Source organism: Geodermatophilus normandii (genome assembly GCF_003182485.1).
Lineage (GTDB): Bacteria > Actinomycetota > Actinomycetes > Mycobacteriales > Geodermatophilaceae > Geodermatophilus > Geodermatophilus normandii.
In genome coordinates, this window is record NZ_QGTX01000001.1 from 1,149,116 (window position 1) to 1,164,032 (window position 14,917).

Sequence of the window (14,917 nt, forward strand, 5' to 3'; positions counted from 1 at the left end):
TCGCGCGCGGAGGGCGGACCAGTGACCACCAAGCTGTTCGGGGAGCCGGTCCGCCGGCGCGAGGACGCCCGCCTCGTCACCGGCCGGGGCCGCTACCTCGACGACCTCGGCGCCGGCGCGCTGGCCGCGGCCTTCGTCCGCAGCCCGCACGCGCACGCCCGTGTCCTCGACGTCGACGTCGAGGCGGCCCTCGACGTCGAGGGCCTGGTGGCGATCTACACCTACGAGGACCTCACCGGCCCTATGGCCGAGCCGCTGCCCGTCCTCATCCCCCACCCGCAGCTGCACGCGCCGCGCACCGGCTACCCGCTGGCCAACGGCGTCGTGAACCACGTCGGCGAGCCGGTGGTGATGGTCGTGGCCACCGACCGGTACGTCGCCGAGGACGCCGCCGAGCGGATCGTCGTCACCTACGAGGAGCTGCCGGTCGTCGTCGGGGTGGACGCCGCCCGCGAGGCCCGCGCCGTCGTGCACGAGGACGTCCCGGACAACGTCGCGGCGCGGCACCACCAGGAGACCGGCGACGTCGGGCCGGCACTGGCCGCCGCCCCGCACACGCTGTCCTTCACCCAGTACATCGAGCGCAGCGCCTGCACCCCGCTGGAGGGCAAGGGCGTGCACGCCCGCTGGGACGCCGACGACGGCAGCCTGCGCGTGCACTCGAGCACCCAGGCCTCGACGTCGGTGCGCGCGGCGATCGCGGCGAAGCTGGAGCTGTCCCTGGACCGCGTCGAGGTGATCGCACCCGACGTCGGCGGCGGCTTCGGCGTCAAGATCGTGCACCCGTGGCCCGAGGAGCTGCTGGTGCCGATGGCCGCCATCAGGCTCGGCCGCGAGGTCAAGTGGGCCGAGGACCGCCGCGAGCACTTCGTCTCCAGCGCCCACGAGCGCCAGCAGCGCCAGGAGATCACGGTCGGGTACGACGACGACGGCAGGATCACCGCGCTCGACGTGCACGTCTGGCACGACAACGGCGCCTACACGCCCTACGGGATCATCGTCCCGATCGTGACGGCGACCCAGCTGGTCGGGCCCTACGTCGTCCCCGTGTACCGGGTGGTCGTCGAGAGCGTCTACACCAACACCGTCATCGTCACGCCCTACCGCGGCGCCGGGCGGCCGCAGGGCTGCTACGCGATGGAGCGGACGATGGACCGCATCGCCGACGCGCTCGGCCTCGACCGCGCCGAGGTGCGCCGGCGGAACCTGATCACGCCCGACCAGTTCCCCTACGACCACAACCTGACCTTCCAGGACGGCCGGCCGGTCATCTACGACTCCGGCGACTACCCCGGGCTGCTGGACAAGCTGGTCGCGCTGGTGGGCTGGGACGAGACCGAGGCGCTGCGGGCCGACGCGCGGGCCCGCGGGAAGCTGCTCGGCGTCGGCATGGCGCTCTACGTCGAGGGCACCGGCCCCGGCCCGTACGAGGGCGGCCACGTGCAGGTGCTCGGCAGCGGCAAGGTGCTGGTCTCCACCGGGCTGACCTCGCAGGGGCAGGGCCACGAGACGGTCTTCGCCCAGATCGTCGCCTCCGAGCTCGGGGTCCCGATCGACGACGTCGAGGTGCACACCGGCGACACCCGGCGCTTCGGGTACGCCGTCGGCACGTTCGCCTCGCGGGCCGCGGTGATGAGCGGCAACGCCGTCGCCCTGGCCGCCCGCGGGGTGCGCGAGAAGGCGATCCGGATCGCGGCCGAGGTGCTCGAGGCCAACCCCGAGGACCTGGAGATCGACGAGGGCCTGGTGCAGGTCAGGGGCACGCCCGGCGCGTCGGTCCCGCTGCGCACCGTCGCGGTGCTGTCCAACCCGCTGCGCTACGCCTTCGACGAGGCGGCCCGGCAGGCCACCCAGTTCGCCGGCCCCGGCGACGACTCGAAGCCGCCCGTGGCCCCCGGCGACGCACCGGGCCTGGAGCACCGCGACTACTACTCCCCGATCCGCTCGACGTTCGCCTCCGGCGCGCACGCCGCCGTGGTCGAGATCGACCCGCGGACCTGGGAGATCGACGTCGTCCGCTACGCGGTCGTGCACGACTGCGGCAACGTGGTGAACCCGATGATCGTCGAGGGCCAGGTGCACGGCGGCGTCGCCCAGGGCGTGGGCGGGGCGCTGTACGAGCGGATGGCCTACGACGCCGACGGGCAGCTGCAGAACGCGTCGTTCATGGACTTCCTCATGCCCTACGCCTCCGAGGTCCCCGACGTGGTCATCGACCACCAGGAGACGCCGTCGCCGCTGAACCCGCTGGGGATCAAGGGTGCGGGGGAGGCCGGGGTCATCCCCGGGACGGCGGCGATCGCCTCGGCGATCGAGGACGCCACCGGACGGCGGATCGCGTCGATGCCGATCTCGCCGACCGAGCTCTACGACCTCATGAGAGACGAGACGGCGGAGCGGACGGCGGCGTCCCTCCAGACGGGAGTGCCCGCGTGAACCTCGACGGGTCGGCGGTGCTGCACGGGTCGCCCGAGCAGGTGTGGGCGGTCCTCACCGATCCCGCCGTGCTGGCGCGGACGATCCCCGGCTGCGAGACGCTGCAGCGCACCGGCGAGGACGAGTACCGGATGGACGTCGCGGTGGGCGTGGGCGCCATCCGCGGCACCTACGCCGGGGAGGTGCGGCTGACCGACCAGCAGCCGTACTCGTCCTACGTCATGCACGCCTCGGGCGCCGGCGCGCCGGGCAACGTCCGGGCGAGGGTGACGATCGGTCTCGAGCCCACCGAGGAGGGGACGACGCTCAGCTGGTCGGCCGACGCCGTGGTGGGCGGGCCGGTGGCCGGGGTCGGGCAGCGGATGATCTCCGGCGTCGCGAAGCGGATGGCCGGCCAGTTCTTCGCCGCGGTGGACGGGGAGTTGACCTCCGGCGCGCCGGTGGAGACCGCGCCCGCGGCCGCCCGCGCCTCGTCGGCCGCGGTGAGCTCGACGGGGACGGAGCCCGCGAGCGTCCCCGCGGGGACGCCGTCCGCGTCCGCTCCGGAGGTCTTCAGCGGGACCAGGACCGCGCCCGCCGTCGCCTCGTCGGACCTGCGGACCCTCGCCGTCGGTGCGCTCGGCGGGGCCGGGCTCACCCTGCTCGGCGTCCTCGTCGGCTGGCTCCTCGGCCGCCGCCGCTAGTACTCCCGTACACGCGCCGAGGGCGGCCCCGGCGACAGTGCCGGGACCGCCCTCGGGCGGAGGTGCGGTCAGACCGGGTAGGGCTGTCCGCAGATGTCGTACGGGATGCTGGCGTCGCAGCGGTTGGCCCGGAACTCGATGTCCTCTCCAGGGGTGCCGACCGGGGTGTTCGGCACGGCCTGCGAGAGGAGGATGTCGAGCTGGACCCTCACGGGCGGGGGAGCACCTCGGAACTCGAAGCCGTGGTTGTCGCCGAACCAGTTGGCCACCACGTCCACCCGGTCCACCGGGCCGGGATCGACCCCGCCTGGGGTGAAGGGCTCGAACGTGAGCATGACGAGCCCGCCGGACGGGAAGGTCAGCGGCCCGGCGCCCTGCGGCGGCGCCGCCTTGTTGTCGCGGATGACGTTGGCCGTGAACCGCACGTCGGTCATGTTCACGACCGCCATGCCGACACCGGAGATGCGCTGGTCGCCGTTGGGGCCCTGCAGGCAGTACCGGTTGTTCGCCGCCGAGACGTTGGCGCTGATCTTCCAGTCCCCGGCCTCGACGTTAGGCGGCGACCCGGGGATCTCCGTGAAGGAGTCGTCGAAGGCCAGGATGCCGATGCAGTTGCCGGACAGGTGGTTGGCATCCACCCGGCCGCCGCTGGACTCGCGGAGGAAGATCCCGAGGTTGTAGCCGCGCACCCGGTTCCCGGCGATGAACGTCCCCGAGTCAGCCGAGTCACCGACGGAGATCCCCGCGGTCCCGGCGTCCGGCGCCAGCGGGTTCGTGGACCGGTCGATGCCCTCCTCGACATTGCCGACCACGTGGATGTTGCGCGAGTTGGCGCCGAGGATCCCGTACCGGTCGTGACCGACGCCCTTGGTGTTGGTCACGGTCAAGCCGTCCGCACCCCAGGCGGCGATGCCGTTGGCCGTGTGGTTCCTCGTCTGCAGGTCCTTGACGACCACAGGGCTGTCCGGGTTGAGGAAGAACAGCCCGGAGACGTTGTCGTCCAGGGTGTCCTGCGGGTCGTCATCCTCTTGGTCGGCGTCGTCGGTGGCCTGCCAGCAGGGGATCCCCCTGGGGTCCGTCGGCACGACACCGATGTCCCACTTGATGATCGTCCGGTCGCGTCCGGCGCCACGGATGGTCAGACCCTTGTCCTGGATGCAGACGGCCTCGTTGTAGGTGCCCGCAGCGATCCGGATGGTGTCGCCGGAGTTGGCGTCCTCGACGGCGTCCTGGATCGACGTGTAATGGCCAGGTCCGACGTGCAGGGTGCGGCCGTCACCGCCGCCGTGCGCCGAGGCGATGCCCGCAGGGAGGGCGGCGAAGAGGAGGACACCCGCGCCGGCCGCCGCCAGAACACGTGATCTGGCGCGGGTCCTCGTCCTCGTCGTCGTGGATGGGTCCATGGGTGGCCTCTCTCGTCTGCGCGGCGTCCCTGACGGACGCTCGGGAGCGGGGACAGGAGCACGGGCGACCTGTGAGGTGCCTGGCAACGCGGCAGACGATCCCTGTGAGCGCGGCGCCGTCCAAGCGGTCCCGGGTATGAACGTGGGTCCACCGGAGGTCGTACGACCGGCTCGCGGGGAGGCCGTCCGGACCCCGTGGTGGAGCCGGGTGTCCACCTCGGGAGGGGCCCTCCCCCACAGGTCGCACGCCCCGGGTCGGATTCGGCACGAAGGCCCCTCGGAGCGTCGACATCCCGGGCGCGCCACGGGCACAGTCCCCGCATGACGACCGCCCCGGAGACCGTCGGCCGGCCGGCCGCCCCCGCCCCGACGGTGCCCGGCACGCCGGTCGCCGATCCCGTCGTCGTCACCGACCGCCTCACCAAGCGCTACGGCCGGCGGACGGTGGTCGACGCGCTGTCGCTGGGGGTCCGCCGGGGCGAGGTCTTCGGCTTCCTGGGGCCCAACGGCGCCGGCAAGACGACGACGCTGCGGATGCTGCTGGGCCTCGTCCGGCCCACCAGCGGGTCGGCCACCGTGCTGGGCCGGCCGGCCGGCGCGTCGGTGGCCGAGGTGGGCGCGCTCGTCGAGGGTCCCGGGCTCTATCCCTTCCTCTCCGGCCGGGACAACCTGCGGGTGCTCGCGCGCTACGCGGGCGTGGGGACGGCGCGCGTCGACGCGGTGCTGGACACCGTGGACCTCGCCGACCGCGCCGGGGACCGCTTCGGCACCTACTCCCTCGGCATGAAGCAGCGGCTGGGCATCGCCGCCGCGCTGCTCAAGGACCCGGCGCTGGTCGTCCTCGACGAGCCCACCAACGGCCTGGACCCGGCGGGCATCAGCGAGGTGCGCGGCCTGCTGCGCCGGCTGGCCGGCGAGGGGCGGACCGTCGTCCTCTCCAGCCACCTGCTCGGCGAGGTGGAGCACCTGTGCGACCGGGTCGCGGTCGTCGCGTCGGGACGGCTGCTCGTCGAGAGCACCGTCGATGACCTGCGCGGGCTCGGGCGGCTCGTCGTCGACGCCCGGCCGCTGGACACCGCGGCGGCGGTCGCCCGGCGGCTGCTGGGCCCCGACCGGGTGTCGGTCGTCGACGGCGCGCTGCACCTGCAGACCTCCCCCGGCGAGACGGCGGCGGTCAACCGCGCCCTGGTCCTCGCCGACGTCGACGTGACCGGGCTGCGCCAGGAGGCACGCACCCTCGAGGAGGTGTTCCTGCAGCTCACCGACGGGGACGCCGGCCCACCCCCCGACCCGGCACCGGCCCGCCGGACACGGACGCGCCGGGGCGAGCGGTGAGCGTCGCGACCGCGTTCGCGGGGCGGCCCGTGCGCACCTCCGGGTCCCTGCCGTCGATCGTCCGCGCCGAGCTGCTCAAGCTGCGACGCCGCCCGGCCACCTGGGTGCTGCTGGGGCTGTGGCCGGCCCTGCAGCTGGTGTTCAGCCTGCTCATCCCCTACATCAGCTACCGCCGGGGCTCCTCCTTCGAGGGCATCCCACCCGAGCAGGTCCTGGCCACCACGCTCCCCGACCGGTTGGTCGGCAACGCGCTGTCGGGCCTGCCGCTGTTCGGCGGCGCGCTGCTGCTCACCCTCGGCGCCCTGCTGGCCGGCAGCGAGTACGGCTGGGGGACGCTCAAGTCGCTGCTGGCCCAGGGGCCGCGGCGGACGACCGTCCTCGCCGGGCAGGTGCTGGCGCTGCTCACCGTCCTCGCCGGCACGGTCGCGTTCAGCCTCGCGCTCACCGCCGGCGCCAGCGCGCTCATCGCCGGTGCGGAGGGGGCACCGGCGGACTGGCCGGCGCTCGGCGAGCTCGCCCGCGGCTTCGGCGGCGGACTCCTCGTGGCCGCCACCTGGGGCGTGCTCGGCATGCTGCTCGGCACGGCGCTGCGCGGCACGGCGCTGGCCATCGGGCTCGGGCTGGTGTGGGTGCTCGCCGTCGAGAGCCTGGTCGTCAACGTGGCCGCACCGCTGCTGGAGGTCTTCGACACCCTGCAGCGGGCGCTGCCGGGCGTGAACGCCGGCTCGCTGGTGGCCGCGCTGGCCGGGGGCACGGTGCGGACCCCGGGCGTCGTCGCGGTCGTCGACGGCGGCCAGGCCGCCTGGGTGCTCGGCGCGTTCCTCGCCGGCGCGATCGCCCTGACCGGCCTGCTGCTCGCCCGCCGCGACCTCTCCTGAGCCCCGGGCCCCGGGCGGGGAGCGTGGAGGTCGGGGCCGCCTGGGTCGGGGCCGCCTGGGTCGGGGCCGCCTGGGTCGGGGCCGCCTGGGTCGTGGCCGCCTGGGTCGTGGCCGCCTGGGTCGGGGCCGCCTGGGTCGTGGTGTCTAGGCCGCCGGTGAGCGGTCGCGGTTGACGAGGATGGCCAGCTGGGTCCGGCTGCGGACGCCGAGCCGCCGCATGGAGGCGGTGAGGTGGCTCTTCACGGTCGCGAGGCTGAGGAACAGCCGCCGGGCGATCTCCTCGTTGCTCAGCCCCTGCGCCACCAGCTCGGCGACCTCGCGCTGCCGGTCGGTGAGCCGGTCCAGCGCCCGGTCGTCGGTCTCGGCCGGCGTCGACGGGTCGGTCAGGTAGCGCACCAGTTGGCTCGTGGCCGAGGAGTCGATGGCCGGCTCGTGGCGGGCCAGGGCGCGCACGGCCTCGACCAGCCGGGCGGCGCCCGAGCACCGGGGCAGGTAGCCCCGCACCCCGGCGCGCAGCACCTGCACGAGCTCGGGTCCGCACTCCTCGCGCGGCTCGGCGAGCACGAGCACCGAGGTCCCCCGGCCGCACAGCTCGCGCAGCACGGGCAGCGTGGGTCCGTCCACGAGGCCCTGCCGGGCGACGACGACCTGGGTGGGCACGGCCTCGACGGCCGCGAGCGCCCCCGGCAGGTGGTCGGTCTCGGCGACCACCGCCATGTCCGGCTCGGCCTCGAGGACCTCCCGCAGCCCCAGCCGGAAGACCTCGCGGTCCTCGCAGAGCAGCACGCGGACGAGGCTGGAGGGCGGCCGGATGGCGAGCGGACGCGCCGGGCGCGGCAGGGGCGGGCCCGGGCGGCCCCACCGGCCCGGGGCCGGCACGGCCGGCGCCGGTCCGACCGGCCGTCGCGGGCGCGGCGCCATGGGGCCTGGACCCCTCTGCACGTCGTCGGAACCCATCTGTGTCCCCCTGCCCGGTTGGCTGACGGGTCGGAGCCGGGACATCCAGCTGTACGGAACCCGTCCGTCTCAGCGGACCCGCCGAACGGTAGCGCACAACCATCCGGCGTTGACAGGGAATCTGCACGCTGTTCACAGCTTCCGTCCAGACTTCTGTGCGGGCGTACCGGAACTCGCCCGGAGCCCCCGCCGGGCCGATACGCACCGTGGCGACCCGTGTACGGAGCTCAGCCCCTGACGGGCCCGACCTCCCAGCCGGCGCCGGGCCGGGTCCGGCGGTTCACGTGGATGGCCAGCTGCGTCCGGTCACGGAGCCCGAGCCGCCGGAGGGCGACCGTGATGTGGCCCTTGACGGTGGCGCGGCTGACCTCCAGCCGCGCGGCGATCTCCGCGTTGGTCAGTCCCTCTGCCACCAGCTCCGAGACGGCCTGCTGCCGGGCGGTCAGCGCGTTGCGCCCGCCCGGCTCGTCGGCCGCGGACGCCGTCCGGGCGCCGTCGAGGTGGTGCAGCAGCTCGCCGGTGACGGCCGCGTCGAGCAGCGTCTCCCCGCGCACCACCGCGCGCACGCCCTCGACCAGGCGGTCGGAGCTGACGGTCGTGTAGACGTAGCCGCGCGCGCCGGCGCGGAGGGCCTCGACCAGGTCCCCGCCGCTGCCGGCCTCGCCGAGCAGGATGACCCGGGTCCCCGCCTCGGTCAGCGCCCGCACCAGCTCGGTCATCGCCGGCCCCTGGGTGCCGAGGCCGAGCAGGGTGACGTCGGGGCGCTGCTCGGTCGCCAGCTCCAGCGCCTGACCGGCGTCGGCGGCCTCGGCGACGACGGCGAGGTCCGGCGCCCAGCGCAGGACGGCCCGCAGCCCGTGCCGGAGCACCTCGTGGTCGTCGCAGATGAGGACACGGGCCGGGGGACCGGCTCGCCGGGACACGTCCCGGGGTCGCGGGACGGTCTCCTCCGGCTCGCCCATGCCTCAGCTCCGCTCCCGTCCGGCCCCCGCGCCGTTGATGCAGGACCCGGAAGCTAGCGACGCCCGGTCACCCGCCGCCACCGGTCCGCGACGCGGCGAGCGCGAAGGGCCGCCGGATTCATACCCGGGTCGTGGTCCGCCAGTCCGGAAGGACGGCTCCGGCCCGCCCCGGGGCGCTGGGCCGGAGGACGTGCCACCCCCTCCGGCCGGAGGCCGTCCCGGTGAGCACGCCTCCCCTCCCCCGGGCGGGCCCGCCGAATCCGACCCGTGGCGGTGTCCGGCGGCCCCGCCGCCGCCCTAGCGTCGCCGCACACCGGTCCCCCGGCCCGCCGGCCGCACCGGTCCGCCGTCCACCGGCCGGCCGGCCCCCGCCGGCCCACAGCGACGCTGGAGTGCCCGTGCACCAGACCATGATCATCGCGAAGATGACGCCCACCGACGCAGACCGCGTCGCCGACGTCTTCGCCCGCTCCGACGCGACGTCGATGCCGTACGAGATCGGGGTGCAGCACCGGTCGCTGTTCACCTTCCACGGCCTCTACGTGCACCTGATCGAGTTCGACCGTCCCGAGCAGGAGGCCATGGCGGTCGCGCAGAGCCTGCCGGCCTTCCGGGCGGTCAGCGAGGAACTGCGGCCCTACATCACCGCCTACGACCCGAACTGGAAGTCCCCGCGCGACGCGATGGCCCGTCGCTTCTACGAGTGGTCGGCGGAGCGGTCGTGACCGCGACGACCCCGGCCCGGCCCGCCAGCGCGGCGGCCGGGCCGGTGGACTGGGTGAGCTGCCCGAGCTGCGGCTGGCTGCTCTACCGCAAGCGCCTGGACCGCAACCTCTCGGTCTGCCCCGAGTGCGACCACCACCTGCGACTCGGCGCCCGCGCCCGGATCGCGCTCCTGGCCGACGACGACAGCTTCGACGAGCGGGCCTGTCCCCCGGGCCCCCCGGACCCGCTGGACTTCACCGACCTGCGCGACTACCGCGAGCGGCTGCTCGAGGCCGCGGGCCGCTCGGGCGAGAGCGAGGCCGTCGTCCTCGGCACCGCCCGCATCGGCGGCACCCCGGTGGTGCTGGCCGCGATGGACTTCGGGTTCCTCGGCGGCTCGATGGGCGTCGAGGTCGGCCGCCGGGTCACCGCGGCCGCCGACCTCGCGCTGCAGCTCGGCCTGCCCCTGGTGACCGTCTGTGCCAGTGGCGGCGCCCGCATGCAGGAGGGCGTGTTCTCGCTGTTCCAGATGGCGCGGGTCAGCCACGCCTTCGCACGGCTGCACGAGGCGGGCCTGCTGTCGGTCTGCGTGCTCACCGACCCCACCTACGGCGGGGTGTCGGCGTCCTTCGCCACCCTGGCGGCCGTCCTGGTCGGGGAGCGGGGCGCGCACGTCGGCTTCGCCGGTCCGCGGGTGGTGCAGGAGACCATCCGCGCCGAGCTGCCCAGCGACTTCCAGACGGCGGAGTTCCTGCTGGCCCACGGCCTGGTCGACCGGGTGGAGAGCCGCGCGGAGCTGCGCCCGCTGCTGGTGCGGCTGCTCGAGCTGCACGGCCCCCGCCCGGAGCCGGCCCCGACCGCCCCCCGGGCGCCGGAGGCGGTCCCGGCCGCCGCCGGGACCGACGACGACCACGGACACGGCGACGAGGACGGCGCCCGCCCGGAGCTCGACGCCTGGGACGTCGTCCAGCGGGCCCGGGTCACCGGCCGGCCGACGACGCTGGACTACCTGCACACCGCCTTCGACGACTTCGTCGAGCTGCACGGGGACCGTGCGTTCGCCGACGACCCCGCCGTCGTGGGCGGGGTGGCCGTGCTCGACGGCCGGCGCGTCGTGGTGATCGGCCACGAGAAGGGCCACACGGTGCGCGAGCGGGTGGCCCGCAACTTCGGCATGCCGCACCCCGAGGGCTACCGCAAGGCGATGCGCCTCATGGGCCACGCCGAGACCTTCGGCCTGCCGGTGGTCACCCTCGTCGACACCCCCGGCGCGCACCCCGGCCCGGCGGCGGAGGAGCGCGGCCAGGCGCACGCCATCGCCGAGATCATCATGCGCAGCAGCCGGCTGCGGGTCCCCGTCGTCGCGGTGCTGACCGGCGAGGGCGGCAGCGGCGGTGCGCTGGCGCTGTGCACCTCCGACCGGCTGCTGGTCCTGGAGAACGCCTACCTGTCGGTGATCAGCCCGGAGGGCTGCGCGGCGATCCTCTGGCGGACGGCGACCGCGGCACCCACGGCCGCGCGCGCCATGCGGCTCGGGGCGGCGCACCTGCGCGACAGCGGCATCGCCACCTCGGTGGTGCCCGAGCCGCCCGGCGGCGCGCACACCGATCCGCTCGCGGCCGCCGCCATGGTCCGCGCGGCCCTGGTGCGCGAGCTGGACGAGCTGAGCCGGCTCGACGTCGCCACCCTGCTCGACTCGCGCGCCGCGCGGCTGTCGCGCATCGGCGGCGACGGCGACCGGCCGCTGCGCGTCGTCGCACCCGTCCCCGAGGGGGGTGCCGGCGATGCGGCCCGCTGAGCTGTCGCCGAGGTCGGGATCGGAGGACGCCGTGACGGCCGAGGAGGACCGCAGCCTGCGGGACGAGGTCGTGGACCTCGCCCGGGCGCTGCCCGGTCCGCTGCGGCGGCTGACCGTCCGCAGCGGGAACCGCGCGGTCGAGGTCGAGTGGGCGACCGACACCCTGCCCGCGGCCGCTGCCCCGGCGCCGGTGCCCGGCGGGCTCCAGGCGGTGGCCTCGCCGCCCACCGCGGTGCCGGACCCCCCGGAGGAGGCGCCCGAGGTCCCCGAGGGGACCGTCGCCGTGCGGGCGCCGCTGGTGGGCACCTTCTACGCCGCGCCCTCGCCCGGCGCCGAGCCCTTCGTGCGGGTCGGCGACGAGGTCGAGACCGGTCAGACGCTCGGGATCGTCGAGGCGATGAAGCTGATGAACCCGATCGTGGCCGACTCCGCGGGCGTGGTGGCCGAGATCCGGGTCGGCGACGCCGAGTCGGTCGAGTACGACCAGGTGCTGCTGCTCCTGCGCCCACCCGGGGGACCGCGGTGATCGGCCGGCTGCTCATCGCCAACCGCGGCGAGATCGCCGTCCGGGTCGCTCGGGCCTGCCGGGAGCTCGGCATCGAGGTGGTCGCCGTCTACTCGACGGCCGACCGGCACTCGGCCGTCGTGCAGATGGCCGACGAGGCCGTGCACATCGGCCCGCCGGCGCCGCGGTCGAGCTACCTGCACGTGCCCAACATCGTGGAGGCGGCGCTGCGCAGCGGCGCGGACGCGGTGCACCCGGGCTACGGCTTCCTGTCCGAGGACCCCGACTTCGCCGAGATCTGCGAGTCCGAGGGACTCACCTTCGTCGGACCGCCGCCGGAGGTCATGCAGCAGGTGGGCAACAAGGCCACCGCGCGGCGGCTCATGGCCGCCGCGGGCCTGCCGCTGCTGCCCGGCGTGGTCGACCCGGTGCGCACCGCCGAGGAGGGCCAGGCGATCGCCGCCGAGATCGGCTACCCGGTGATCATCAAGGCCGCGGCGGGCGGCGGCGGGCGCGGCATGACCGTGGTGCACGACCCCGGGGACTTCCCCGAGGCCTTCGCCACCACCCGCACCGTCGCCCGGGCGGTGTTCCGCGACCCGACCGTCTACGTCGAGCGCTACCTGTCCGGCGCGCGGCACGTGGAGGTGCAGGTCCTCTGCGACGCCCACGGCGCCGGCCTCCACCTCGGCGAGCGGGACTGCTCGCTGCAGCGGCGGCACCAGAAGCTGCTCGAGGAGGGCCCGGCCGGGCACCTCTCGCCGGAGCAGCGGGCCGAGCTCGGCGAGCTCGCCGTCCGCGGCGCCCTGTCGGTGGGCTACACCGGCGCCGGCACCGTGGAGTTCCTCGTCGACGACGCCGGGCGGGCGTACTTCATGGAGATGAACGCCCGCATCCAGGTCGAGCACCCGGTCACCGAGCTGCTCACCGGGATCGACCTGGTCCGCGAGCAGCTGCTGGTGGCCGGGGGCGAGCGCCTGCGGCTGCGGCAGGAGGACGTCGTCGTGCGCGGCGCGGCGATCGAGTGCCGGATCAACGCCGAGGACCCCGCCCGCGGGTTCGCCCCGGCGCCCGGTCACCTCGACGTGCTGCGCGTCCCCGACGGGCCCTGGACCCGCTTCGACACCGGCTACCGCCAGGGCGACGACGTCAGCCCGCACTACGACTCGCTGCTGGGCAAGCTCGTCGTCTGGGCTCCCGACCGTGACCAGGCGGTGCGCCGGATGGACCGGGCGCTGGCCGAGCTGCGCGTCGAGGGCCCCGGCGTGCACACGACCGCCGCCCTGCACCGCGCCCTGCTGCGCGACCCCGACATCCGCGCCGACCGGCACGACGTCCAGTTCCTCGACCGCCGGCTGCCCGACCTCGTGACCCGCGCCGCGGCCATCGCCGCGTGCCGGGAGCCGGCCCTGCCCGCCGCCCTGCGCGGCCCACTGCACCTCGTCCCGGCCGGCGAACCCGCCGGTCCGGCGTCCGTCCCACACCCCCGTCCCGAGGAGGACCCCACCATGTCCGCTCCCACGTTCACGCAGAGCGACCTCATGCAGCTGCTCACCGAGAAGACCGGCCTGCCGGCCGCGTCGCACACCAGCGACCCCGACGCGCACTTCGCCGACGTCGGCCTGGACTCGCTGGCCTTCCTCTCGATGCAGACCGAGCTGCAGGACCGCTTCGGCATCGCCATGCCCGACGACAACCCCGACGCCTACTCGTTCGGCCAGATCGTCGAGGCCGTCAGCGCGGCCCAGGCCGCCCAGCCGGCCTGATCCGCGACCCCGGAGGGAACGACCATGAGCAGCACCCTCGAGCCCGGCCTGACCGTCGGCCACACCGACAACTCGATCCTCATCGACGCCGACATCGAGCACGTCTGGCGCATGACCAACGACCTGCGGTCGTGGCCGGACCTGTTCACCGAGTACCGCACCGTCGAGATCCTCGAGTCCACCGACACCTGGTTCCGCTTCCGGCTGACCATGCACCCCGACGAGTCGGGGCGGACGTGGAGCTGGGTGTCGGAGCGGACGCTCGACCCGGCCACCCACGAGGTCCGCGCCCGGCGCGTGGAGCCCGGGCCGTTCGAGTTCATGGACATCCGCTGGAGCTACGCGCCCGAGGGCGGCGGCACCCGGATGCGCTGGGTCCAGGACTTCCGGATGCGGCCCGAGGCGCCGGTGGACACCGAGACCATGACGCGGCGGATCGACGCGAACAGCAAGGTCCAGATGGGGATCATCAAGGACAAGGTCGAGGCCGCGGCCGGCACGGACCCGGGAGCGGTGGGGTGACCGCGGCGCGGGGTCCCGCGGTCGTCCTGCCCGGGGAGGACGGCTCCCGTCCCGGGATGGTCGACCCCTGGCTCGCCGACCCGGTGGCCGCGGCCACCGTGACCGAGGTCGACGCCGTCGTCGGCCGCGACGTCGCCGCCTGGTGGCGGGACCCCGCGACCGCTCCCGACCCCGTCGCGGCACACCTCGAGGTCGTCGTGACCGGGGTGGCCGGCTTCCGCAGCCTGACCGCCCGCGGCCTGCACCCGGTGGCCGTCGCCGGGCACGGCGTGGGCGAGTTCGCCGCCCTGGTGGCGGCCGGCGCCCTGGAGCTCGACCAGGTCGTGGAGCTGGTGCACTGGCGCGCCGAGCTGCTCTGCCTGGCCCCCCGGCCCTCGTGCGCGGGCCTGGCCGCCGTCATCGGCCCCGGCGCCGAGGGGGTCGCCCGGGCCGCGGTGGCGCAGGTCGACGGCGACGGCCGGCTGTGCGTGGCCGCCGTCGACGCCCCGCGGCGCACCGTGCTGGCCGGCGGCCGCACCGAGCTGGCCCGCGCGGCCGAGGTCGTGCACGCCGCCGGGCTCGAGCTGGTCCGGCTGCCCGGCCGGGCGCCGTGTCACGGGCCGCTCATGGCGTCGGTCGCCGCCCACCTGGCGACCGCGCTGGCCGACCTCGACTGGTCGGCGCCGCTGGTCCCCGTCGTCCCCAACGCCGACGGCGAGCCGACGCGGGACCCCGGCCGGCTGCGCGCGGCGCTGCGGCGGCACCTCACCGCGCCGGTGCTCTGGGAGGCCACCTCCCGGTCGCTGGCCGACGCCGGCGCGACGTCGGTCGTCGAGATCGGCGCCGAGCCGGTGCTCGGGCCGCTGGTCGCGCAGGTCTCGCCCCACCTGCCCGTCTGCCTGGCCTCCGGGCCGGGCGCGCTCGTCCCCACCGACGTGCCGGGCCCCGCGCTCGCGGGCTCCGTGCCCACCTGACCGCCCCCACCCGA

The 14,917-nt window shown here is 75.4% G+C and carries 13 protein-coding genes; 10 read left to right on the plus strand and 3 right to left on the minus strand.

The features are described 5' to 3' along the window. Positions 1 to 21 precede the first annotated feature (21 nt). Complete coding sequence (cutA, locus tag JD79_RS05700; RefSeq protein ID WP_110004736.1) at positions 22 to 2,436, plus strand: aerobic carbon-monoxide dehydrogenase large subunit; 2,415 nt, start codon at positions 22 to 24, stop codon at positions 2,434 to 2,436. After that, the gene (locus tag JD79_RS05705; RefSeq protein WP_110004737.1) at positions 2,433 to 3,119 is read left to right on the plus strand and encodes an SRPBCC family protein; all 687 of its coding nucleotides are present in this window, start codon (positions 2,433 to 2,435) and stop codon (positions 3,117 to 3,119) included. Before cutA ends, JD79_RS05705 begins: the two co-directional genes overlap by 4 nt. Positions 3,120 to 3,187: 68 nt before the next feature. On the opposite strand, the gene JD79_RS05710 is transcribed toward JD79_RS05705, so the two are convergent. Beyond that, entirely contained in the window at positions 3,188 to 4,522 is a 1,335-nt protein-coding gene (locus tag JD79_RS05710; RefSeq protein WP_110004738.1) for a right-handed parallel beta-helix repeat-containing protein, read from the minus strand. Between the two features lie 321 nt (positions 4,523 to 4,843). Between JD79_RS05710 and JD79_RS05715 the strand changes: the two genes are divergently transcribed. Together JD79_RS05715 and JD79_RS05720 are read left to right on the plus strand one after the other, a co-directional pair. Beyond that, on the plus strand, positions 4,844 to 5,857 hold the full coding sequence (locus JD79_RS05715; protein ID WP_110004739.1) for an ABC transporter ATP-binding protein: 1,014 nt from the start codon (positions 4,844 to 4,846) through the stop codon (positions 5,855 to 5,857). Beyond that, complete coding sequence (locus JD79_RS05720) at positions 5,854 to 6,735, plus strand: ABC transporter permease (protein WP_245899777.1); 882 nt, start codon at positions 5,854 to 5,856, stop codon at positions 6,733 to 6,735. The genes JD79_RS05715 and JD79_RS05720 overlap by 4 nt, the downstream gene beginning before the upstream one ends. A 144-nt stretch (positions 6,736 to 6,879) precedes the next feature. Here the strand turns inward: JD79_RS05720 and JD79_RS05725 are convergent, their stop codons facing one another. Both JD79_RS05725 and JD79_RS05730 read right to left on the minus strand, forming a co-directional pair. Beyond that, a complete protein-coding gene (locus JD79_RS05725; RefSeq protein WP_245899779.1) occupies positions 6,880 to 7,521 on the minus strand; it encodes a LuxR C-terminal-related transcriptional regulator in 642 nt (213 codons plus the stop codon). Between the two features lie 398 nt (positions 7,522 to 7,919). Beyond that, the gene (locus JD79_RS05730) at positions 7,920 to 8,654 is read right to left on the minus strand and encodes a LuxR C-terminal-related transcriptional regulator (protein WP_110004741.1); all 735 of its coding nucleotides are present in this window, start codon (positions 8,652 to 8,654) and stop codon (positions 7,920 to 7,922) included. Between the two features lie 398 nt (positions 8,655 to 9,052). On the opposite strand from JD79_RS05730, the gene JD79_RS05735 reads away from it, so the two are divergent. Genes JD79_RS05735 through JD79_RS05760 form a run of 6 tightly spaced genes read left to right on the plus strand, consistent with a single transcriptional unit; the run spans position 9,053 to position 14,903 of the window. Further along, on the plus strand, positions 9,053 to 9,379 hold the full coding sequence (locus JD79_RS05735) for a TcmI family type II polyketide cyclase (protein WP_110004742.1): 327 nt from the start codon (positions 9,053 to 9,055) through the stop codon (positions 9,377 to 9,379). After that, positions 9,376 to 11,157, plus strand: coding sequence for an acetyl-CoA carboxylase carboxyltransferase subunit alpha (locus tag JD79_RS05740; protein ID WP_110007461.1), 1,782 nt, complete (start codon positions 9,376 to 9,378; stop codon positions 11,155 to 11,157). Before JD79_RS05735 ends, JD79_RS05740 begins: the two co-directional genes overlap by 4 nt. Before the next feature lie 31 nt (positions 11,158 to 11,188). Beyond that, positions 11,189 to 11,683, plus strand: a complete 495-nt coding sequence (gene accB / locus JD79_RS05745; protein ID WP_245899781.1) for an acetyl-CoA carboxylase biotin carboxyl carrier protein — start codon at positions 11,189 to 11,191, stop codon at positions 11,681 to 11,683. Then, a complete protein-coding gene (locus tag JD79_RS05750) occupies positions 11,680 to 13,428 on the plus strand; it encodes an acetyl-CoA carboxylase biotin carboxylase subunit (protein ID WP_110004743.1) in 1,749 nt (582 codons plus the stop codon). Before accB ends, JD79_RS05750 begins: the two co-directional genes overlap by 4 nt. A 24-nt stretch (positions 13,429 to 13,452) precedes the next feature. Beyond that, positions 13,453 to 13,950, plus strand: coding sequence for an SRPBCC family protein (locus JD79_RS05755; RefSeq protein WP_110004744.1), 498 nt, complete (start codon positions 13,453 to 13,455; stop codon positions 13,948 to 13,950). Beyond that, entirely contained in the window at positions 13,947 to 14,903 is a 957-nt protein-coding gene (locus JD79_RS05760; RefSeq protein ID WP_245899783.1) for an ACP S-malonyltransferase, read from the plus strand. Before JD79_RS05755 ends, JD79_RS05760 begins: the two co-directional genes overlap by 4 nt. Positions 14,904 to 14,917: the final 14 nt, after the last annotated feature.